Below are 22,073 nucleotides of genomic sequence, written 5' to 3'. Positions count from 1 at the left end.
CCTTCATTTTCTTTTTATTGTTATTTGAAGTATTCGACTCCATTTTTAAAGATATTGTGATAATTCGCAGTTGGAATATTTTTCATCAATCCTTCAGCGAAACGTTCCGGGTGCCCCATTCTACCGTAGATTTTACCGTCCGGGCTCGTAATTCCTTCAATACCGAACAATGAATTATTTGGATTGAATGGCATTCCGTGAGCGATGTTTCCGTCCAAATCCAAGTATTGAGTTGCGATCTGTCCATTTTCGTATAATTTCTGGATTTCCTCTTCCGAAGCCATAAAACGACCTTCACCGTGAGAAATTGGGATTGTGAAAACCTGATCCTTCATTCCTTTCAACCAAGGCGATTCGTCATTCAGAACTTTCACATTGACCATCTGAGAGATGTGTCTTCTGATCGCATTATGCGCCAAAGTCGGAGAATTTTCATCCAAATCTTTAATTCTTCCGTAAGGCAGCAATCCAGATTTTACCAATGCCTGGAAACCGTTACAGATTCCGATAATCATACCGTCTCTGTCTAACAATTCGTGAACGGCATTTCTCATTTTCTCATTTTTCAACACATTCACGATGAATTTCGCAGAACCATCCGGCTCGTCACCCGCAGAAAAACCGCCTGAGAATGCCAAAATCTGGGAAGTTTTGATTTCTTCTACCCAAGCATCAATGCTTTCATCCAATAACTGATGATTGATGTTGATTAAAGGTAAGCTGCTTGTAACTGCACCTTCTTTGGCAAAAGCATTCAACGTATCGTATTCACAGTTTGTTCCCGGGAAAACCGGTGCAAATACTTTTGGCTGAGCGATTCCGTGCTTTTTAATGATGATATTTCTAGGGTTGATTGAGTTTAATTTCTCATCAATTGCAACCGTGATTTTTTCTTTTTCAATTGTTGGGAAAAGATTTTCAAATGTGTTTGTATTTGCAGCTAATAATTTCTCAATTGCAAATTCAGCATCATTAATTTTGATAACATTTGAATTTTTAACTTCTCCGATGAATTGAAGATTTGCAAAACTTAATTCTTCTTTAGATTCGATGATTAAGCTGCCGATATTTTTAGTCAATAAAATATTTTCATCAACTGTAATTTCAGCACCCAATCTGTTTCCGAAGCTCATTTTTGCTAAAGCCACTGCAACTCCACCTTCTTTGACCGTCTTCACAGAAACGATTTTTCCAGCCTTAATATTTTCGAAAACAAATTCAAAAACAGTTTTTAAAGCATCGTAATTCGGAAGTCCGTTTTCCTGAGCGGTATGATTGAAGAAATATACTTTATTTCCTTCGTTTTTAAATTCAGGAGAGATAATATTTTTCTTTTCTCCGTTAGCACAAGCAAAAGAAATCAAGGTTGGCGGAACATTCAGATCCTGATACGTTCCACTCATTGAATCTTTACCTCCGATCGCAGCCAAACCAAAATTAATTTGTGCATCATAAGCTCCCAACAAAGAAGCTAAAGGTTTACCCCATTTCTCAGGATTCTGACCCAATTTCTCAAAATATTCCTGAAAACTGAATCTGATATTTTTATAATCGCCGCCCATCGCAACAATCTTTGCAACACTTTCAATCACAGCGTAAGAAGCTCCTAATAAAGAGTTTTGCTTAGAAATCTCTGCATCGAATCCCCAACTCGCCAGAGAAACCGTTTCAATATTTTTTGCTCCGATAATCGGTAATGTCTGAACACTTCCTTCCATCAAAGTCTGCTGATATTTACCACCTAAAGGCATCGCAACCGTAGTCGCTCCGATAGACGAATCGAACATTTCTAACAAACCTTTTTGAGAAGCAACATTTTTATCGCCTAATATTTTTAAGAAGTTTTCTTCATTGAATGATTGAGTTTCTTCTTTTACTTCATTAAGATGAGTAATTTTAACTTCCTGACTTTTCGAACAACCATTTGTATCTAAAAATGCTCTTGAAAGGTCAACAATTTTATCACCTTTCCAGAACATCTGCATTCTTCCTGAATCTGTCACTTTTGCAACCTCAACAGCCACAATATTTTCAGCTTCACAGAATTTGATGAAGTGCTCTTTATCTTTTGGTTCAACAACAACCGCCATTCTTTCCTGAGATTCAGAAATAGCAAGCTCGGTTCCGTTCAAACCTTCATATTTTAAAGGTAAAACATCCAAATTAACTTCCAAAGAATCAGCGATTTCACCGATCGCAACAGAAACTCCACCAGCTCCGAAGTCGTTTGATTTTTTGATCAATCTCGTTACTTCCGGATTTCTGAATAATCTCTGGATTTTACGTTCTTCAACAGCATTTCCTTTCTGAACTTCCGAACTCATTGTATGAATCGAAGTTTCGTCCTGTTCTTTTGAACTTCCGCTCGCTCCTCCTACACCGTCACGACCTGTTGCACCACCTAAAATGATGATAGAATCGCCAGCTTCAGGCTTTTCACGTCTTACCCAATCCACAGGAACTGCTCCGGTAACGAAACCAACTTCCATTCTTTTTGCTTTGTAGCCTTCATCGTAGATTTCGGAAACCATTGTAGTCGCCAAACCGATTTGGTTACCGTAAGAAGAATATCCGTTCGCCGCCTGTTTTGTGATTGTTTTTTGAGGTAATTTACCCGGTAAAGTTTTATTAACTGACTCCAAAACATCAGCAGCACCCGTCAATCTCATCGCCTGGAAAACGTAAGAACGTCCGGACAAAGGATCTCTGATCGCACCACCTAAACACGTTGAAGCCCCACCAAAAGGTTCAATTTCCGTCGGGTGATTGTGTGTTTCGTTTTTGAATAATAAATACCAAGGTTCTTTTTTACCATCGTATTCAGCTTCGATCTGGATGGTACAAGCGTTGATTTCATCAGAAACCACCAAGTTCTCCAAATTGCCTGTTTTATGGAAATATCTTCCGCAAACGGTTGCCAGATCCATTAAAGAAATTGGCTTTAATTCGCGTCCTAAGAATTTTCTTTTTTCGATATAATCATTGAAAATAGTTTCCAATGTATGTTTAAACTGTCCTTCAAATTCAATATTCGACAATTCTGTTTCAAAAGTTGTGTGACGGCAGTGGTCACTCCAATAGGTGTCTAAAACTTTTAATTCCGTTTCCGTAGGATTTCTCTGTTCAGTTTTAAAATATTCCTGAATGAATTTCAAATCATCCAAACCTAATGCAAAACCATGATTATTAAAGAATTCTTCCAGCTGAATATCATCAAAATTGATAAAATTTTCGTGAATAATAACTTTTGACGGCATTTCTTCCGCAGGAATATCTAAAACAGATAAATCTTTTTCCTGAGATTCAACTTTATTGATCAAAAGGTCTTTGATTTTAGCTAAATCACCTTCAGAAATCCCTGCAAATTCAATCAACTTCCCGCTTCTTACTTTAGACTTCTCATTTTCAGTCAGTAAAGAAATACACTGTTGCGCAGAATCTGCACGCTGGTCGTATTGTCCCGGCAAAAATTCCATTGCAAAATGGATTCCTTCCGCAGGATTTTCTTCATGTAAAATATCAGTAACAGGGTCTACAAAAGTGCTGTTGACCACCTTTTCAAATTCACCGTCATTCAAATTGAAAATATCGTAAATGTTATATACTTTTACGTTTTGGACCGACGGTACCACCGCTTTTACTTCATCAAAAATTTTTGGACTTTCTACATCGAAAATTCCTCTTTTTTCTACGAAAATTCTTTTGTTTTGAGACATTAGATGTCGGATATTTAAATATTATTAGACTTATTTTTATTTTCAAATTTATTCCTTGCAATTTCTATCGAACGGTGGAATTTTTCAAGTAAAACTTTTTTTGAAGGTAATACAAGAAAATATTCTGCAACTTTTATGTTATCAGATTCCAGATTCATTAGTTCGATATGTTCGGAATTTTTTCCAGAACAAAGAATTAAACCAATCGGCGGGTTTTCGCCTTCTACTTTTTCATATGTATTAAGATATGAAAGATAAAGCTCCATTTGACCTTTATGGGCAGCTTCAAATTCTCCCAATTTCAACTCGATAACTACTAAAGATTTTAATTTTCTGTGATAGAAAAGTAAATCCAAATAGTAATCTTTATTATCGATTGTAATCCTTTTTTGTCTCGAGAGAAATGCAAAATCACTTCCTAATTCCGAAATAAATTTTTGAAGCTCAACAATTATTGCTTCTTCCAAATCCTTTTCAGAAAAAGTGTCTTTCAATTCCAAAAAATCCAGAAAATAAGGATCTTTAAAAATCAGATCCGGATTCAAAATATTATTCTCAGACCAATTTTTCAGTTCCTTATTAATTACTTCTTCCGGCTTTTTGCTTATTACAGTTCGCTCAAAAAGTAAAGAGTTAATCTTTTCTCTTAAAGTTCTTACACTCCAATTTTCAATTTTACAAACTTCAATATAAAAATCTCTTTTAGTATCTTCAGAAATAGGAATGAGTAAAAGGAAATGGGTCCATGATAATTGTCGCATCGCTGATGCGACAATTTCAAAATTTCCAAAAACAGAAGCAAACTGCATCATTTTCCGAATATTTTTTTCTGAAAAAGAGCTTCCAAATTCAAAAGTAAGCTGCTGAGAAATTTGTAAAATTATTTCTTTTCCATACTCTGCTCTTTTATTTCCTAAAATATCCTCATTTATTCTTTGTCCAACTTTCCAATATAAAGCCACCATTGCCGAATTTACCTGAACAGCCACCTGACTTCTTGTCTTGGTAACCAGTTCTTTTAAATCGGTCATTAATTGTTGATGATTTTGATTTTGTAACATTCTCTTTAAATGATCAATTTAAAAAATTAATAATTCTGAAGTTCTCTTGCTATTGGACTTATTTACTTAATTTGTTCGGATTATCGGGATGTTCTTTTTGAAATTCTTCGGCTTCTTTTATTTCTTTTTTCAGCCATTTTTCAAAAGGAATTTTTTCACTTTCAAATTCCAGCGCAAAGATATTTTTGCCGTCTTCTGAAGCTAAAAACTTATAATCTGATAATCCTGCTTCCATTTTTCTGTAATCATAGGCATTTATCTGATAAAACGGGAAATTTTCTTTTGGTCTTTCAACGATTTCAAAGAATAATTTCTTTTCATTTTCAGGTATTTTGTTGTAATGATTGACATAATTTATTTCTGAAAGCTTTTTATTTTGCTTTTCGAAAAACTGAAGGATATTCTTCTCTTTTTCACTGTATTTAAATGGATACGGATAGTATTTGCCATCAATTTCTACAGCATTTTCGGATTTTGTAATAGGTTGAACGATTTCTCCCTTAAAATTCATCATTCCCCAATTCCCGCCAACGATTGCTTTATGTTCTTCATTGGTTTTTTCCCAATCGCAGCCATTGCAAAAAGCAGAATACCCATAATTAAAAGGTGCTGCAAAATCATGATTGGCTTCAATTACAATTGTTCCATTTCTGTCTACAAAACCAACTTTCCCGTTTTTGACAAACCTTCTTACGCCTTCCGAAAAATAATCTGCGCCGTTATCATAAAAGAAAGGTCTGTAAAGGAAATTTCCTTTTTTATCATAGACATATCCCCATGCATTTTTTTCTTTTATTTCATCTTTTTTAAAACCGTCAAAGTAAATTGTTTCTCCTTCAACCAATTCTCCGTCTTTTAAATAGGAAAAAACTTTAAACTGCGCCGGAACAATGATTTTACCATCTTGATTTTTTACACCGACCAACGAATCTTTTGATTTAAAATACTTTAAAACTTCTTTCCTTTGAGAAAAAGAAAATATTGGAATTAATAATATGATTAAAAGTATTTTTTTCATAAAGCAAGATGAAATTCTGAATTTCTTCCTGAATTGATTTCTTGAAACGGTTTTTTAAACTTTGTCAAAGATTTTAACTTTGACAAAGTAAATATGCAGCCGAAAAGACTGCATACATTATATTATACTTTAAGGTCAGCCTCTAAACCTATCAGATCCTTGTTGGCATCAATAATCGGCTGAACTTCATTGGCGATGAATTCCTCCGTTTGAATTGGTGCAAAACCGATGAAATTTTTAGGGTCGAGAACTTCTTTTAATTTTGATTTATCTAATTTTAAAGAATCGTCGTTTAATATTCTTTCGATAAGGTCGTTTTCTTTACCTTCTTCTTTTACTTTTTTAGAAGCTTCCATTGAATGAACTCTGATCAATTCGTGGATTTCCTGACGGTCGCCACCAGCTTTCACTTCTTCCATGATGATATATTCTGTCGCCATGAAAGGAAGTTCCTCCATAATATGTTTGTTGATTCTGTTCGGATACACCACAATACCGTTCATGATGTTGTTCCAGATCAATAGAATGGCATCAACCGCTAAAAACGCCTGAGGAATCGTTAATCTTTTGTTTGCGGAATCATCCAACGTTCTTTCAAACCATTGCGTAGAAGCAACCATAGCCGAACTCGTCGTCAAAGACATTACATATTTTGCCAATGCGCCGATTCTTTCGCTTCTCATTGGATTACGCTTGTAAGCCATTGCAGATGAACCGATTTGATTTTTTTCGAATGGCTCTTCAATTTCCTTAAGGTTTTGAAGTAAACGTAAATCGTTGGTGAATTTATGTGCAGACTGAGCGATATTTCCTAATAAAGCGACCACTTTAGCATCGATTTTTCTGTCGTAAGTCTGTCCGGAAACTCCGAAAACTTTTTCGAAACCGAATCTTTTTGACAATTCTTTATCTAAATGCTTCACTTTAGAATAATCACCGTTGAAAAGCTCAAGGAAGCTTGCGGCAGTTCCCGTTGTTCCTTTTACCCCTCTGAATCTTAATGTTTCAAGGAAAAAATCAAGCTCTTCGATATCCAGAACCAAACTTTGCAGCCAAAGTGTTGCTCTTTTCCCGACAGTCGTTAACTGAGCAGGCTGGAAATGTGTAAATCCTAAAGTCGGTAAATCTTTATACTGAATGGCAAAATCCGAAAGATTTTTCATCACGTTTACCAACTTTTTCTTTAAAATTAAAAGTCCGTCACGGATCTGAATTAAATCTGTATTATCTCCTACAAATGCCGAAGTAGCTCCCAGGTGAATAATTCCTTTTGCAGAAGGCGCCACGTCACCATACGTGTGAACGTGAGCCATTACATCATGACGGAATTTTTTCTCATACTCAGCTGCTTTATCGTAATCGATGTTTTCAGCATTAGCTTTCAACTCTGCGATTTGCTCGTCTGTGATTTCAAGGCCAAGGTCTTTTTCGATTTCAGCAAGAGCAATCCAAAGTTTTCTCCAATTCTGGAATTTGTTATTGTGTGAGAAGTTAAATAACATTTCTTCACTGGAGTAGCGCTCTTCCAATGGATTTTTGTAGGAATTCATTCTTTCTTTTACTTTTAGATGCACAAAAATACGGATTTTCGGCGAGAGATAAAAATGGTTTTTCTTAAACACGGATAGCGCTAATTTTTGCACTAATATCACAAATTAAAAGATGAAATTTAAAAACTAAAATGGTAATTTAAATACAAATAAAAAAACCACTCTTACGAATGGCTTGATTTACTTTAACTGAGTTTTATTGATAGATTACAACATCATTTTTCTTGATCTGATATCCTGTCTTTTTGTAAGGAGTTAAAACATATTTACCGTTTTTCCAGGCTTTGCTTTTTCCAAGTTTTGTCAGGATTAAGCTTCCTGTATTTTGCTCGGGAAGAAAGACTTCCGCTTTTTTCATGTCTTTGCTGAAAATTACGGCTGTCATTGATGTTGAGCTGCCTTTTGGCTTTACTTCGGTTAATTTAATTTTTTGCTCAAAAACTCTTACGCAATCATTTTTGATTTGCGAATACGTATATCCAGTAGAAGGTTTACAGCCATGCGAATCACTATCATTTCCTACGATAAGTGGTTTTTCCTGAGCAAAAGCCAAAGTTCCCAGCAAGATTGCTCCGGATAAAATCATTTTTTTCATTTTTATATTTTTTACTGTTTTAATGTGGTAAAAATCATGCCAAAGTAGGGATATGAAATTTCCACGTTCTAAGATATAAAAAAGCCACTCAAAATGAGCGGCTTATAGAATATTTATTTTATCCAGTTGATTTTTGAATGTTTTACATCTTGGGAATTAGTCCCGATCATGATATCAAATTCTCCGGATTCCCAGTCATATTTGAGATCTCCATTGTAGAATTTTAAGCTTTCAGGGGTAATATCGAAAGTAATTTTCTTGGATTCTCCTTTTTTCAGCATTACTTTTTGGAAACCTTTCAACTCTTTTACGGGTCTTGTGATGCTTCCAACCATATCTCTGATGTATAGCTGAACCACTTCTGCCCCGTCATAATTTCCAGAATTTGTTACTGTAACAGAAGCCTGAATGCTCTGATTTCCTTTTGGATTGGCATTAGAAACCGTTATATCAGAATAATTGAATTTAGTATAGCTTAAACCAAACCCAAATGGATAAAGAGGTGTATTGCACTCATCCATATAATTGGAACGGAATCTCTGATATTCACATTTATCAACAAGATCCTGAGCCAATGGGCGGCCCGTATTTTTAGCATTATAATAAATCGGAACCTGTCCTAAACTTCTCGGGAACGTCATCGGCAATTTTCCTGAAGGATTTACTTTTCCAAAAAGAACGTCAGAAATGGCGTTTCCGGCTTCTGAACCGGCAAACCAGACATTAAGAATTGCATCAGGCGTATCCTTTACATTCGTTAAAGCTAATGGACGCCCTGTGAAAAGTACCATTGCTATTGGTTTTCCGGTCTTTTTTAATTCATTTAACAAATCTACCTGAGCCTGAGGAATGGTAATTTCCGTTCTTGAAGAAGATTCTCCGCTCATTTCTGCAGATTCTCCGATCGCCAGAACGATAACATCGGCTTTATTGACAACGTCAACCGCTTCTTTTAATAAAGCTTCTTTTGAACGGCTGTCTCTGTCTGTTTTTTTACCGTGAGCTGCGTAAATATCTTCCAATTTAGCATCATAATCGATGTTGGCACCTTTCGCAGAAATGAATTTCACTTCTTTCCCGAAATTTGCCTGAAGACCCTGCATTAAATTAACCGCTTTGTCATGCTGAGCGGCCACGCTCCAGGTTCCTGCCATGTTCAATGAATTGTTTACCAATGGACCGATCACGGCAACCGTTCCTGATTTTTTCAAAGGCAGCACCTGATTGTCATTTTTCATTAAAACCATTGATTGCGCTGCTGCATTTCTTGCAATATTTCTGTTTTCCATATTGAAAACCTCTTTTGCCGCCAATTTTGCATCACCATATTTGTAAGGATCAGTAAATAATCCCAAGTCATATTTTGCTTCAAGGATTCTTCTAGCTGCCATATCAATCTCAGCCTGCGTAACTTTTCCTTCTGCTAAAGATTTCTTAAGTGTTGTTAAAAATCCTTCGCCAACCATATCCATGTCAACTCCGGCTTTCAATGCTAAGGCTGAAACTTGTTGAAGATCTCCCATTCCGTGGTCGACCATTTCGTTGATACCAGTGTAATCAGTCACTACGAAACCTTTGAAGTTCCATTTATTTCTTAAAACCTCAGTCTGAAGCCATCTGTTTCCGGTTGCTGGAACTCCGTCAACCTCATTAAAAGAAGCCATTACAGAAGCTACACCCGCATCTACAGCCGCTTTGTAAGGTGGAAAATATTCATTGAACATTCTCACGTGGCTCATATCAACCGTATTATAATCTCTACCCGCTTCACCCGCTCCGTACAGTGCAAAGTGCTTGACACACGCTAAAATTGTATTCCCGACAGATAAATCTTTTCCCTGATAGCCATAAACCATGTTTTTCGCCACTTCGCTTCCTAAATACGGATCTTCACCGGAGCCTTCGGAAACCCTTCCCCATCTTGGTTCGCGGGAAATATCCACCATTGGCGAGAACGTCCAGTTGATTCCGTCAGAAGACGCTTCTTTTGCCGCTACTCTTGCTGATTGCTGAACCAAATTCATATCCCAGGAAGCCGCTAAACCTAATGGAATCGGAAAAGTTGTTTCGTAACCGTGAATAACGTCCATCCCGAAAATCAAAGGAATTTTCAAACGGCTTTTTTCAACCGCTACTTTCTGAACTGCTCTGATTTTATCAGCTCCTTTTATGTTGAATAGTCCACCGACTAAACCTTGCTCTATTTTTTTTCCGATATCAGAACTTTGAGCTAAACCTGTTGTAAAGTCTCCTGAACTGGGAAGGTTCATTTGTCCTATTTTCTCATCTAAAGTCATTTTCGACAAAAGATTATCTACAAAAGCTTTCTTTTTAGCCTGATATTGGGCCGGCTGATAAGACTGAACCGGCTTGGTTACCATTTCCTGCGCCGAAAACATCGGAGCAAGTGCTAAAGTTGCAATTACAATTAACTTTTTACTCATACTTCTTCATTTTTTTAAGGTATTCGTGAATCTTCGATTTCATAAAATCTATCTTCGTTATAAATTATAGTTGTATTTTTTTTTGTTTTAATTTTAATAATAATAAGCTTTTAACGCTAAGTTCGTAAAGATTTTTTTTTAAATTGCTTTGCATATTTTTCGTTCGCAAGGGCGTTTCACTCAGCAAATGATAGCTGATCTTGAATATTTCTTAATTTGATAAAGTTTTATTCTAAACCATAAACGTGCAAAGTTTTTCTTTAAAATTGCTTTGCATATTTTTCGTTCGCAAGGGCGTTTCACTCAGCAAATGATAGCTGATCTTGAATATTTCTTAATTTGATAAAGTTTTATTCTAAACCATAAACTTGCAAAGTTTTTCTTTAAAATTGCTTTGCATATTTTTCGTTCGCAAGGGCGTTTCACTCAGCAAATGATAGCGACTTTTAAGAATTTACTAATATTATTAAATTTGAATAAATCATTTCTCTTTTCTTTTTGACAGCATCCATTCGTATAACGCGGGATTGGAATAGGCCGAATCCCAGGAATTATGGTTGTCGTTCGGGAAAATCGTTAATTCTGCGGTTGGATTGACAGGATGCAGGTTTTGATAGAAATTTAATGCATTTTCGGGTAAAACGACGTCGTCCATCCCACCATGAAAGATTTTCATGTTCAAATTCTTGTACTGATCGATGTTCGCATACATGACCCGATCCGTCGGTGCGCAAACTGAAACTACTACCGCAAACATTTCAGGATGCTCCATTGCCAGTTTCAATGTTCCCCAACCTCCCATTGAAAGTCCGGTCAGGTAAATTCTGGAAGGATCAATCTTATATTTTTTCTGAATTTCTTTAATTAAATTATAAACCGTAACCGTATCCCACCACATATTTTCCGGACATTGAGGCGCTAAAATTGCAACAGGCTCCTTGATCAGGTTTTTATACGTGAACGGGCTGTGCGCTTTTACGATCTCCAGATTTGTTCCTCTTTCTCCCGAACCGTGAAGAAATACAATCAAAGGAACATTTCCTTTTATCTTTTGTGGATAATCAAGAATGTAAGAGATTTTTTCCTGTCTTTTTACTTCTTTGTTAAATTCTGCCTTTATTTCCTGAGCGTTTATACTTAAGGAAAATGGGAGAAGTAAAATTGGGAGGTGTTTTAGTTTAAATTTCATTATGAGAACTTTTAAGTTTTGGCTGAAGCCAATTTAATTAATTCCTTTTTATTTAAATGGGTTAAAACCCGTTCCTGTTGATAATTGGTTTTTATGTAAATAGTATTGCATCCTATTCTCTATTAAGTCGTCCCTTCGGAACTTTTTGTTTTTAAAATAGCCCCGATTGCAGCTTTGTTTGAGCTCATTTTTTTGTTTATTTCGGCGGCGGCAAAGCCGCCGCCGAAATAAACAAAAAAATAGCGAGTGCGGAAAGCGGGATTAAGCTCCTGAAAAATACTATTTAATGTTATACTTTTCCGATTTGAAGCTTAATTTCTTTAATCCCTTTTGAATTTCGGGTGCATTCATGAATAATTTCCATAAAAATCCTGTTCTGTAATTTTCAATCATTGGAGCGATTGTTCCCTGATCGATTGCCAGATATCTTGGCGTCGTCCAATTATTATAATGGATGGAAGTTGCATCGTAAGGCCCTGCAGAACCGATGAATTCAGGTTTTTGGGTGTAGATAAATCTTAAGAAATCCGTGGATTCTTTGGGTGAATACGGAAAACTGCTCAAAGCCGCCGTTGGACTGATTACGCCGTGATCATTTTGTGGAAAATGCGCGTTATAGCCTACACTTCCGTCTTCATTTCTTGAATAACTTGCGGTTAATCCCCAATAATTTGGTCCGTACCCTTTCCATCCTTTTGGATTTTCAACGCAGTATTTGTAGTCGATAAGTACCTGATTTTTATTTAAATCAAAGTAATTTTTGATTAATTTATCTGATAAATTCGTCGGATCTAGGCCGATGTATGAATAATGTGCCCAAAACAGCGGTCCGCCATATTCTTCAGCATAATTGTGCTTTACATACATGGGAAGTCCGTATTTTGTTTTGTCTGAAAGGAAGGTTCCGTTTCTTGTCCAGCCCTTGTAATACGTTTCCGCATCAATCGAATAAGTTGGTGATGAAGCGGCTAAAATGTAGGTAATTAAACATTCGTTGTAGCCTTCCAACGGGAAATTCATTTCCCATTGATATTCCGGTGACCAATGCCAGTAAAGGACTTTTTCGCCTCCTTTTGTGTACCAGTTCCATTGGATTCCTTTCCAAAGCTCGTCGCATTTTTGGGCCAACGCTTTTTCTTCGGTATTTCCGTTTTTAAAATATTCACGGACCATTAAAATTCCTGAAGTCAAGAATGCTGTTTCCACCAGATCTCCACCATTATCTTTTTTCCCGAAAGGAACTGTTTTTCCTGTTTCACCATTAATCCAATGCGACCAGGCTCCTTTGTGGCGGTCTGCTTTCGCCAGAAAATCCATGATATGGGTGAGTCTTTTTACAGCATCTTTTCTTGGAACAAAACCTCTTTCAACTCCGACCAAAATTGTTGCTAATCCAAATCCTGATCCGCCTGTTGTAACAACGTGCTTATCATTATCCGGATAGATATTGTCTTCGTGATAGCGTTCTCTTCCCAACATCGAATTCGGCTCTGCATAATCCCAAAAATATTTCAAAGCATCTTTCTGAACTTTATCCATCAACTGCTCATCTGTAATATTGCTTTTTACAGTCTGAGTTTGGGCGTTTGATGGTTTAAGAGTCTGAGAGTTTTTGCAGGAAAGTGCACATAATGATGCGACTGCGATTGATAGTACTGTCCTTTTCATAATTTAAATATTTTAAAATTCATCCCTAAAAGAAGAGGAGAACTTTCATTCTCCTCTAAAGTTTATTGATTAAATTTTAATAACCGGGATTTTGAACGAAAAGCCCGTTACTTTGATTCATTGCATCCAAAGGAATTGGGAAAAGCTCATTTTTTCCAACCGTAAATCCTTTAGGTCCTAAAAATGTAGCAGCCTGGCCTGTTCTTACCAAATCTGGAAATCTATCATTTTCCATAGCTAATTCAACTCTTCTCTCCTGCCAAATAGCAGTTCTAAGGGCAGATTGAGTAGATGCTGTAGTATTGGCAAGATGAGCTCTTGTTCTTACCTTATTGATATTTGTAATAGCCGCAGCAGTATTGCCTAATTCATTAGCCGCTTCAGCATTAATTAAAAGAATATCAGCAAATCTTAAAATTCTTATATTCTGAATAGACCCATATCCACAAGCATTATTATTTAAAGAAGATGGAACATAAACTTTTTGATTCCATGAATTTCCGGCTTGGGGATCTCCTTTGTGAATTACATCGCCTTCAAGGGTTGTTTCTCCCTCTCTCAAAATACTTAATTCTTTTCTAATATCTCCCGGCTCAAATGCATCTTCCAAAGCTTGCGTAGGAGTAAAAAAGCCCCATCCATACTGATTCCTAACCCCTTGAACTTCTGCATACTGACTACCTCCAAATGCAGCAGAACAATCACAATTAACCTCAAAAACAGATTCAGAACCAAATTCTCCAGCCGGTCTGAACAGATGATTAAAATCCGGATCTAAGCTATAGCCCATACCAATAACCTGGTTTGAAATATCGTATGCTTTCTGATAATCTTTCATATAAAGATAAACTTTTGAAAGCAATCCTAAAGCACCACCTTTTGTTACTCTTCCAAGGTCTGATGCTGGATAATTTTGAGGTAAAACTGCAGCAGCAGCAGTAAGGTCAGAAACTATAAAATTATAAACTTCTTCTTTGGAATTCCTTGCTTTCAGATAATTGCCATCCGCCGGTAATCCGTCATAGATAGGAACACCTCCATAAATTCTTACCAAGTTGAAATAAAAATAAGCTCTTAACATTCTGGCTTCAGCCACTAATCTGTTTCTAAGAGTAGCATCCATTTCTATTTTGGGCACATTGGTAATAACCTGATTGGCTCTGTTAACAGCCTGCCACTGTCCTATCCAATATCCTCTTACCCCATCATCACTTACTGTATATGTAAAATTATCATATGCATTAATAAATGATGCATCACCAGGATTGGATCCTTTTTCTACATCATCACCCGGAACCCCAAATACGTATTGAGCAGGGAATCCTGAATTTTCCCAGCTTCTTAAAAAACTGTAGATAGCATTGGTTCCTTGCATTGCGTCATCCTGAGTGGTAAAGAAATTTGTTGCCTCAGTTTGTCCTTCATCTTTGATATCCACAAAATCATCGCTACAACTTACGATTAATGAAAATATAGAAAGTGTTAAAAATATTTTTTTCATGATCTTTTAATTAAAATGTTAAATTCATACCTATTGTATAAATTGCAGAGATTGGATAAATATTATTGTCTATTCCCATCTGTACTCTATCCGTATTCATGATCTCCGGTGAGAAGCCATTATATTTGAAACTTGTCCATGGGTTTTGGGCGCTTACATACAATCTCAATTTTGTAATAGAAAGAGCGTTTGCAAAAGCTTTTGGTAAATTATATCCAACCTGGATATTTCTGATTCTGATATAACTGCCGCTCTCAACATAAAAGCTATTCGGTAAAATAATAGATTGATTAGACGTTATCATTGCATTTGTATTAGACGTCCCGGCACCATGCCATCTGTTATTATACATATCTAAATCCCAAGTCTCATTTCCATAACGTTGTTCACGGTTATAATTGTATATCTTATTACCAAATACACCTTGGAAATCAACAGCAACATCAATTGCATAAATATTGAAATTAACTCCAAAACCGTAAGTACCTTTAGGAATAGGGCTTCCTAAGAATGTTTTATCTCTTGAGTCAATAATTCCATTACCATCTTGATCTGTAAATTTAAACCAGCCCGCTTTTGCTCCGGCTTGGCCTGATGCTGTAGCTTCTGCATCTGTTTGGAAGACACCCGCTACATTATAGCCATAGTAAGAACCGACAGCCTGGCCAGCCTGTAATCTTACAATAGAATTTCCAAATAAACTAGCTCCGGTTTCCAAATATGATCCGCCATACACTGATGTAATTTCATTTTTAAGCGATGTAAAATTACCATACACACCAAAATTAATATTATCATTGATTTTAGCACTGTAATTAACAGATACTTCAAACCCTTTATTATTAAAAGAGTAAGCGTTTGTCACAAAATTATTCCAGTTACTTGCACCAGAAACAGTTCCCTGATTTACACCATAGACTACATTTTTGGAATCTTTATCATAGTAAGCTGCATCAATTTTAAGCCTGTTATTAAACAATGCCATTTCCAAGCCTACATCTTTCCCCGTTGTCGTTTCCCAACCAATGTTAGGATCAATGAATTTGTCAATCGTTTGAGCCGGATAACCTGTATTTCCATAATATGCACCGCCTGCAATAATTGATGTATTTGCAGTATATCCTCTTCCTACGTTAGGATTCCCCAGTTCTCCATAACTGGCTCTTAATTTTAATAAATTGAAGAGATTCTGTTCGCTCATAAAATCTTCTTTAGATATTACCCAACCTGCGCTAACCGCGGGAAAGGTTCTGTATCTGTCAACATTAATCTGTGAGCTGGCATCTCTACGAATAGATGCATTTAATAAATATTTTCCTTTATAATCATAATTAAGCCTTCCGAAGAAAGATTCAATTCTTTGCTGATCCTGAACAACAGCAGTAACAACTGCATCATCCCTATCAGTGGTTACATGCACAATATCTGTTCCGTTTGCAATATTTAAAGAGCCGTTCGTCCCGTCATATTTAACATTCTTGGCAGACCAGTAGTCTTGTGAGATAGAAGTTCTTGTTCTAGAAAAACCTGCAAGAATTTCCAGATTATGATTGCCTAGACTTTTTTTCCAATTAATTGTGTTATCCCAAACATAATTTCTATTTCTAAAGTTTCTTGTGATCAAAGTAGAAGCTACCTGATTAGCAACAGGAACATAAGTAAGTGTCGGCGTATACTCATATTGGCTAGGGCTGTAATTATCACTCGAATAGCTGATTCTGAATGTAAAATCTTTCAAAAACTTCAATTCTCCCCACACGTTATTAAGCAGTCTTTCCTGTCTTATTTGAGAACGGTAAAGATCAAGCTGAGCGCGGGGATTGGCAATAGAATATCCATTAAAGTATTGATAATCTCCAGTCGAAGGATTCATGACTGAAAATATTGGAGGCGCAATAAAAGCCGTCAGTAAAGGGTTTGTCGACACATCAGTACGCATTTTTGAAAAGCTGAAGTTATCTCCAATTGTAATATTATCCGTTATTTTATAACTAAGGTTTAATTTACTGTTAAATCTATTAAAACCACTTCCAGAATTGATGCCTCTGCCTGCAGCAAGATTACCCTCATCCTGAAGATATCCTACACTGGCATAATAATTAAGCTTCCCTAAACTTCCCGTTGCAGAAAAATCATTAGAATTTATTATGCTTGTGCGGAAAATTTCGTTGTACCAGTCTGTATCTGCGGGAAAATTTGCTCTGCTAATGGAACCTGCACTAGAGCCATTATCATTCATCAGTTTTTCGTTGTATAATTCTATATACTGATCAGAATTAACCATCTTAGGAATATTGGTCACCTTTTTAATTCCTAAATAAGAGTTGAAATTATAAACAGGTTTTCCTTTTCCCGTTTTAGTCTTTATAATCACAGCTCCATTTGCTGCCTGAGCTCCGAAAATAGCCAAACTTGAAGGATCTTTTAAAATACTCATCGATTCGATATCCTGAGAATTAAGGTAAGAAATATCAGTAGTAATCATACCATCTACAATAAAAACAGTATTTCCTGATAGAGAACCAACTCCTCTGATATCTACTCGTGGTGAGCCTCCTGGAGTACCTGAGTTTGTGATATTCACCCCAGCAACTTTTCCCTGAATAGAGCTTATCGGGTTAGCATTCGGCTTATCCGCCAAATCTTTTGCTGATACCACCCCGATACTTCCTGTCACATTTTCTTTCTTCTGAGATCCATATCCAATCAATACAACCTCTTCAATTTTCTGCTCTTTTGGAACAGTGTCTTTAGGCGTAGTCTGCGCATTGACGTTCATACCGAAGTACAGAACAGCAATGAGACATGAATACTTTAAATCACTTTGTTTCATATAGTTTAATTTATTTTGTACAATCACTGAAATAGAGTATAAACTCTTTAATGCCTTATTCTGTGATTTCTTAAATCTCAAAAAAAGACATTAGGTCAAAATTATAAAAATATATTTCAACAATGTTAATTTACTATAAATTTTTTAACTTTTTGTTAATTAAAAATAATCCTTCTAAATTTGGCGTACAATTGGGAATATCAACAATTAAGTCAAATCAAATGAAAAAATATATCATTGCGGCAGCCTTCGTTATAGGTACCGGAGCAGTCATTAATACCACGATGCATTCTTGCACTACTCTGGCAACCACAGATTTGGGCCTGTCAATTATTAAAAAATTCTTACTGAACGGTATTGATAAAGGCATGGGAATTTATAGCAATAAAGATGCTTTTCTACAAAATAATTTGGTCGATAAAGCGTTACCTAAACAATTGAGAGAGATCAACACGATGCTGGAAAAAGTTTCACCTTCTCTTGTGGCAAAAGAAAGGGAATATATTGCGCAGGCAGCTTCTTACACTGTTAATATCTCAAAACCAATCCTGCAAAATGCCGTAAACAGCCTAAATGCACAAGATGTTACAAGGATTATACAGGGGGAAAAAGGTACCGCAACAAAAATATTAAAAGAAAAAACATCACAACAGCTGATTGCCGCAATCGCTCCAAAAGTAGATGAGCAACTGAACCAATATGGTATTGTTAAAACCATCAACACCGCGTTGTCAGGAAGTAATTTATTGGGAAATCTTTTAGGAGGCGGAAACAACAATCTGAATGCAGGTGGATTAAGCCAGATGGCTTCTGAACAGCTGGTAAACGGGCTGTTTAATATTATCGAAGATTACGAAATTCAGAACTCTAAGTCGTTGCTGGGACCACTTGGAAAATAGAAAAAATTTCGTTATATTTATATATAATTTAAAATTTGTAAATGGATATATTACAAGGAAATCAACATGCAAGCCCCGAGGATTTTTACAATTCTCTGAGGGAGAAACTGGAAGATCACCACGATTTTCCTGAGGATTATTTATTTAAGTTTATCATTCCGACCGATCAATCAAAACTTACTGAGATTTACAGGGTTTTTGACGGTATTAAATTTACATTAGGAAACCGCGAAAGTAAAAACGGAAAATATACAGCCTGCAATATCAACGCATTTGTTTTAGATGCTAATCAGGTGGTAAATATTTATAAAGAAGTCGCAAAAATAGAAGGCGTAATTCTTTTATAGTAATCAAAAAAGTCAGCGCAATGCTGACTTTTTAGTTTATATTTTTAATGCCTGAATTATTTCTCAATAAAAAATTTCACATTTTCAATTGGTCTTCCCAACATTGCTACCGAACCTTTTATCAATATCGGCCTTTGAATTAAAGAAGGATTTTCCGATAAAATTTTAATCCATTCTTCTTCTGAAAAATTTTTATTCGCAAAATTATCCATATACAGCTTTTCTGTCTTTCGGATAATGTGAAATACACTCTGATTAAGCTTTTTCAGAACTGTTTTCAATTCCAAAACACTTAAAGGATCATCAATCATGTTGATAATTTCAAACGGAACACCATTCTCATCCAAATACTCCAATACAGCATTTGATTTTGAGCAATTTCCGTTATGTAAAACTTTAACCAACATTTTTAGCTATTTTAAAAATTAAACTTGATCTTAACAAATTTAGGAAGAAAACAGGTTACGCGAACTTTAATTTATAATAAATAATTGTTAAAACAATCCATTCAATTCTACTTCTATTTTTTCTAAGATAATGCCAAAATCTTCCGGTTTTTCAACAAAATCCAAATCGTCAACTTCGATGATCAACAATTTTCCTTCTGTGTAATTTGAAATCCATTTTTCGTATTTCTGATTTAATTTTGAAAGGTATTCAATGCTGATTGACGCTTCATATTCCCTTCCTCTTTTGTAAATTTTTTTGACCAGATTCGGCACATCAGATTTAAGATAAATCAACAGATCCGGTGCTGAAACGAAAGATTTCATCAAATCAAATACTGCAGCGTAATTTTTAAAATCCCTGTCAGAAAGCAGATTCATATCATTCAGGTTTTCTGCAAAAATATGGGCATCTTCATAAATCGTACGATCCTGAATGACACTTTTTCCGCTCTCTCTGATCTCTTTGACCTGACGAAAACGGCTCCCCAGGAAATAGATCTGCAAAGCAAAGCTCCACTTGCTCATATCCGCATAAAAATCTTCGAGATAAGGGTTGTGATCTACATCTTCAAACTGAGCATCCCATCCGTAATGTTTTGAAAGCATGGTCGTTAACGTAGTTTTCCCTGCCCCAATATTTCCTGTAACTGCAATATGCATATTTATCCTTTAAGTGTTTCTGATAATAATGAAAAGTACTAAATTCCCACTTTCTGAACTTCCGAGCTATCCTCAATCAGCTTTTCCAATGTACTGTCTGCAGGTTTTTCGCCAGAATTCTGTCTGGTTTCCACCTCTTTTTCGATCGGCATTTCTGTAGGTTCAACCTTTTTTTCTTCTGGTTTATCTACTGGCTTTTCTGTACTTTTTTGCTCAGGCCCGGATTCTGCGTGTGGTTCAGTTTCTTTATTGTTTTCGAGGTTGTAAAGATAAAGTTTGTTCGCTTTGATTTCAAAATATGCAAGCGTATTTTTATCCACAATTTGCGCATCCGGATCTTGAAAAATTTTCACCATTCCTTTTTCAGGAACATATTTTATAATAGAATTATTGGTAATCACCAAAATAAATTCGTTTTCCCTTCTGAAGCGTTTTCCGTTTTCGATCTCGGCTTCAAAGATTTTTTCAAATTTAAAAGTATAAACTCTGATATTCTTTTTCGTCAGAATATAAATTTTATTTTCAAAGACCAAAAGATCCGTTAAATCATCAAAACTCGCATCAAAAGGATAAGAATTAATCGTTGTATCATTCCTGAAGTTATATTGAATCAAACGTTTAGAACTTTCATCAAGCAGCCAGATCTGCTGAAGATCTTCTGCATAGGTCATTTTGATGAAACCGAATTTCTGCTTAAAATCAACTTTCTGAATTTCATTAAGATTCTGATCTACAAACTTTAATTCCTGAGCATTTTCAGAAAATAAAGGCACGCTTAACGGGTTTTGTACACCCTGAATTTTATACGGAACCGTCAGCATCATTTTTCCCAGCTGTTTTCCTAAGGAATCATATTTGGTAAAACTGAAATCCTTGTTTTTGTAAATGTATAAATTTCCGTAATCGTCCGCGAGCATATCTCTGGCTTCCTTTAGCTTCAAAGTGTCTAACGGAAGGGCTTTCTGCGCATACATCGAGCAGAAAAAGAAAATTATTATGAACTGAAATAATCTCAAATTATTTTTACTAAAGATAGCGCTCCAAAGGAACGCTACCAATTTAATACTTTTATTTTGTTAAATAGAAATCGCTTTAAATTTTTAACTATTTAACGGCAACTTCATAAATTTTTGACCAGTTTTTACCGGTTACCAGCATATTATCACCTTTAAAAGTAATTCCGTTTAAAACATCATCACTTCCTTTTGTGTTTTTCTTGGTTAATTCTGTAAAGTCAAATGTTCCTACGACTTCTCCTGTTGCCGGATCGATCTTTAAAATAGTTGGTTTTTGCCAAACGTTTGCATAAATAAACCCGTTATGGAATTCCAGCTCATTCAATTGATCGTACGCTTGCTTACTTCCTGCTACAGCGATGTATTTAACCAGTTTTGAAGGGTTTTTCGGATCAAGGAAATATAATAATTTACTTCCGTCTGAAGCGATCAGATTTTTTCCGTCGTATGTTAATCCCCAACCTTCTCCAAGCACATTCGGATATGCAAATTCGGATAATAATTTTAATGAATTTTTATCATAAACATAACCCTTTTTGCTCTGCCAGGTTAATTGATATACTTTATCATCCACAATTGTGCTTCCTTCAGAAAAATCTTCCTGAGCCTGTTTTGTAGAAGCAAGCGGTGTTGTTGTCCCCAATGTATATTTTAAAATCTGAGAAGCTCCGTTTTGTCCGTCACTTTCGTAGATCGTATTTCCTTCAATCTGGAAGCCCTGTACGAAGTTTTTAGGATCATGAGGATATTCGGAAACGATTTCGTAAGAAATATTTTTTTCAGGATTTTTTGCAAAAACATTGATGGTTGCGTCCTGATTCAGTGTTTCACCACCTTTTGTTTTGATGTTAAAAGTAACTGCGTTGTCTCCTAACGTAAAAAATTTAGGATCAACTGTCAAACTTGAGGTTTCCTTGTCACCAAAGCTGATCGAGATACTTTCTGCATTGTCTGTAACTTCTTTAGGAAGCGCCAGTTTATCACCGAAATGATAGCCTTTTTCTTCCATAGAATTGTTATAATCATTCAAAGTATTCAGGATTTTTTCATCCTTATTACAAGATGCCAACATCAAAATAGCAGCAAAACCAATTATTATATTTTTCTTCATTGAATTTCTAAAATAT

The 22,073-nt window shown here is 35.8% G+C and carries 16 protein-coding genes; 2 read left to right on the top strand and 14 right to left on the bottom strand.

What is annotated here, in order from left to right; translation table 11 throughout:
- Positions 1–20 precede the first annotated feature (20 nt).
- The 10 genes from BLT04_RS15185 to BLT04_RS15140 form a co-directional block, all read right to left on the bottom strand.
- Positions 21–3,716 carry a phosphoribosylformylglycinamidine synthase gene (locus BLT04_RS15185; protein ID WP_089756637.1) on the bottom strand — a complete coding sequence of 1,232 codons (3,696 nt, stop codon included), beginning with the start codon at positions 3,714–3,716 and terminating at the stop codon, positions 21–23.
- 14 nt (positions 3,717–3,730) lie between these two features.
- Entirely contained in the window at positions 3,731–4,747 is a 1,017-nt protein-coding gene (locus tag BLT04_RS15180; RefSeq protein ID WP_228421982.1) for a PDDEXK nuclease domain-containing protein, read from the bottom strand.
- Positions 4,748–4,835: 88 nt separating this feature from the next.
- Entirely contained in the window at positions 4,836–5,795 is a 960-nt protein-coding gene (locus BLT04_RS15175; RefSeq protein WP_089756635.1) for a WG repeat-containing protein, read from the bottom strand.
- 122 nt (positions 5,796–5,917) lie between these two features.
- Complete coding sequence (gene purB / locus BLT04_RS15170) at positions 5,918–7,345, bottom strand: adenylosuccinate lyase (RefSeq protein ID WP_089756634.1); 1,428 nt, start codon at positions 7,343–7,345, stop codon at positions 5,918–5,920.
- A gap of 196 nt (positions 7,346–7,541) precedes the next feature.
- The gene (locus BLT04_RS15165; protein ID WP_089756633.1) at positions 7,542–7,940 is read right to left on the bottom strand and encodes a hypothetical protein; all 399 of its coding nucleotides are present in this window, start codon (positions 7,938–7,940) and stop codon (positions 7,542–7,544) included.
- Between the two features lie 113 nt (positions 7,941–8,053).
- Positions 8,054–10,384, bottom strand: a complete 2,331-nt coding sequence (gene bglX, locus BLT04_RS15160; RefSeq protein ID WP_089756632.1) for a beta-glucosidase BglX — start codon at positions 10,382–10,384, stop codon at positions 8,054–8,056.
- A gap of 481 nt (positions 10,385–10,865) precedes the next feature.
- Positions 10,866–11,573, bottom strand: coding sequence for a carboxylesterase family protein (locus BLT04_RS15155; protein WP_089756631.1), 708 nt, complete (start codon positions 11,571–11,573; stop codon positions 10,866–10,868).
- A 279-nt stretch (positions 11,574–11,852) separates the two neighbouring features.
- The gene (locus BLT04_RS15150; protein ID WP_089756630.1) at positions 11,853–13,241 is read right to left on the bottom strand and encodes a glucoamylase family protein; all 1,389 of its coding nucleotides are present in this window, start codon (positions 13,239–13,241) and stop codon (positions 11,853–11,855) included.
- A 76-nt stretch (positions 13,242–13,317) separates the two neighbouring features.
- Positions 13,318–14,742, bottom strand: a complete 1,425-nt coding sequence (locus tag BLT04_RS15145) for a RagB/SusD family nutrient uptake outer membrane protein (protein ID WP_089756629.1) — start codon at positions 14,740–14,742, stop codon at positions 13,318–13,320.
- Between the two features lie 10 nt (positions 14,743–14,752).
- Entirely contained in the window at positions 14,753–17,575 is a 2,823-nt protein-coding gene (locus BLT04_RS15140; RefSeq protein ID WP_089756628.1) for a SusC/RagA family TonB-linked outer membrane protein, read from the bottom strand.
- A 221-nt stretch (positions 17,576–17,796) separates the two neighbouring features.
- Here BLT04_RS15140 and BLT04_RS15135 point away from each other — a divergent pair, with 221 nt between their 5' ends.
- Positions 17,797–18,474, top strand: a complete 678-nt coding sequence (locus BLT04_RS15135; RefSeq protein ID WP_089757299.1) for a DUF4197 family protein — start codon at positions 17,797–17,799, stop codon at positions 18,472–18,474.
- 41 nt (positions 18,475–18,515) lie between these two features.
- Complete coding sequence (locus BLT04_RS15130; protein WP_089756627.1) at positions 18,516–18,821, top strand: DUF493 family protein; 306 nt, start codon at positions 18,516–18,518, stop codon at positions 18,819–18,821.
- Positions 18,822–18,877: 56 nt separating this feature from the next.
- Here the strand turns inward: BLT04_RS15130 and BLT04_RS15125 are convergent, their stop codons facing one another.
- The 4 genes from BLT04_RS15125 to BLT04_RS15110 form a co-directional block, all read right to left on the bottom strand.
- A complete protein-coding gene (locus BLT04_RS15125) occupies positions 18,878–19,228 on the bottom strand; it encodes an ArsC/Spx/MgsR family protein (protein ID WP_089756626.1) in 351 nt (116 codons plus the stop codon).
- 87 nt (positions 19,229–19,315) lie between these two features.
- Complete coding sequence (locus BLT04_RS15120) at positions 19,316–19,930, bottom strand: deoxynucleoside kinase (RefSeq protein ID WP_089756625.1); 615 nt, start codon at positions 19,928–19,930, stop codon at positions 19,316–19,318.
- Between the two features lie 38 nt (positions 19,931–19,968).
- Positions 19,969–20,904 carry a hypothetical protein gene (locus tag BLT04_RS15115; protein ID WP_228421981.1) on the bottom strand — a complete coding sequence of 312 codons (936 nt, stop codon included), beginning with the start codon at positions 20,902–20,904 and terminating at the stop codon, positions 19,969–19,971.
- A gap of 130 nt (positions 20,905–21,034) precedes the next feature.
- Entirely contained in the window at positions 21,035–22,057 is a 1,023-nt protein-coding gene (locus tag BLT04_RS15110; RefSeq protein ID WP_089756623.1) for a glutaminyl-peptide cyclotransferase, read from the bottom strand.
- Positions 22,058–22,073 lie beyond the last annotated feature (16 nt).

The sequence above is a fragment of the Chryseobacterium soldanellicola genome (genome assembly GCF_900100115.1).
Lineage (GTDB): Bacteria > Bacteroidota > Bacteroidia > Flavobacteriales > Weeksellaceae > Chryseobacterium > Chryseobacterium soldanellicola.
Note: the sequence above shows the minus strand (reverse complement) of the source record. Positions and strands in the feature narration are given on the sequence as shown.

Bases quoted from the DNA above. Each gene is read 5' to 3' on its own strand.
- BLT04_RS15185 (WP_089756637.1), bottom strand. From the start codon at position 3,716: ATGTCTCAAAACAAAAGAATTTTCGTAGAAAAAAGAGGAATTTTCGAT.
- BLT04_RS15180 (WP_228421982.1), bottom strand. From the start codon at position 4,747: ATGACCGATTTAAAAGAACTGGTTACCAAGACAAGAAGTCAGGTGGCT.
- BLT04_RS15175 (WP_089756635.1), bottom strand. From the start codon at position 5,795: ATGAAAAAAATACTTTTAATCATATTATTAATTCCAATATTTTCTTTT.
- purB (WP_089756634.1), bottom strand. From the start codon at position 7,345: ATGAATTCCTACAAAAATCCATTGGAAGAGCGCTACTCCAGTGAAGAA.
- BLT04_RS15165 (WP_089756633.1), bottom strand. From the start codon at position 7,940: ATGAAAAAAATGATTTTATCCGGAGCAATCTTGCTGGGAACTTTGGCT.
- bglX (WP_089756632.1), bottom strand. From the start codon at position 10,384: ATGAGTAAAAAGTTAATTGTAATTGCAACTTTAGCACTTGCTCCGATG.
- BLT04_RS15155 (WP_089756631.1), bottom strand. From the start codon at position 11,573: ATGAAATTTAAACTAAAACACCTCCCAATTTTACTTCTCCCATTTTCC.
- BLT04_RS15150 (WP_089756630.1), bottom strand. From the start codon at position 13,241: ATGAAAAGGACAGTACTATCAATCGCAGTCGCATCATTATGTGCACTT.
- BLT04_RS15145 (WP_089756629.1), bottom strand. From the start codon at position 14,742: ATGAAAAAAATATTTTTAACACTTTCTATATTTTCATTAATCGTAAGT.
- BLT04_RS15140 (WP_089756628.1), bottom strand. From the start codon at position 17,575: ATGAAACAAAGTGATTTAAAGTATTCATGTCTCATTGCTGTTCTGTAC.
- BLT04_RS15135 (WP_089757299.1), top strand. From the start codon at position 17,797: ATGAAAAAATATATCATTGCGGCAGCCTTCGTTATAGGTACCGGAGCA.
- BLT04_RS15130 (WP_089756627.1), top strand. From the start codon at position 18,516: ATGGATATATTACAAGGAAATCAACATGCAAGCCCCGAGGATTTTTAC.
- BLT04_RS15125 (WP_089756626.1), bottom strand. From the start codon at position 19,228: ATGTTGGTTAAAGTTTTACATAACGGAAATTGCTCAAAATCAAATGCT.
- BLT04_RS15120 (WP_089756625.1), bottom strand. From the start codon at position 19,930: ATGCATATTGCAGTTACAGGAAATATTGGGGCAGGGAAAACTACGTTA.
- BLT04_RS15115 (WP_228421981.1), bottom strand. From the start codon at position 20,904: ATGTATGCGCAGAAAGCCCTTCCGTTAGACACTTTGAAGCTAAAGGAA.
- BLT04_RS15110 (WP_089756623.1), bottom strand. From the start codon at position 22,057: ATGAAGAAAAATATAATAATTGGTTTTGCTGCTATTTTGATGTTGGCA.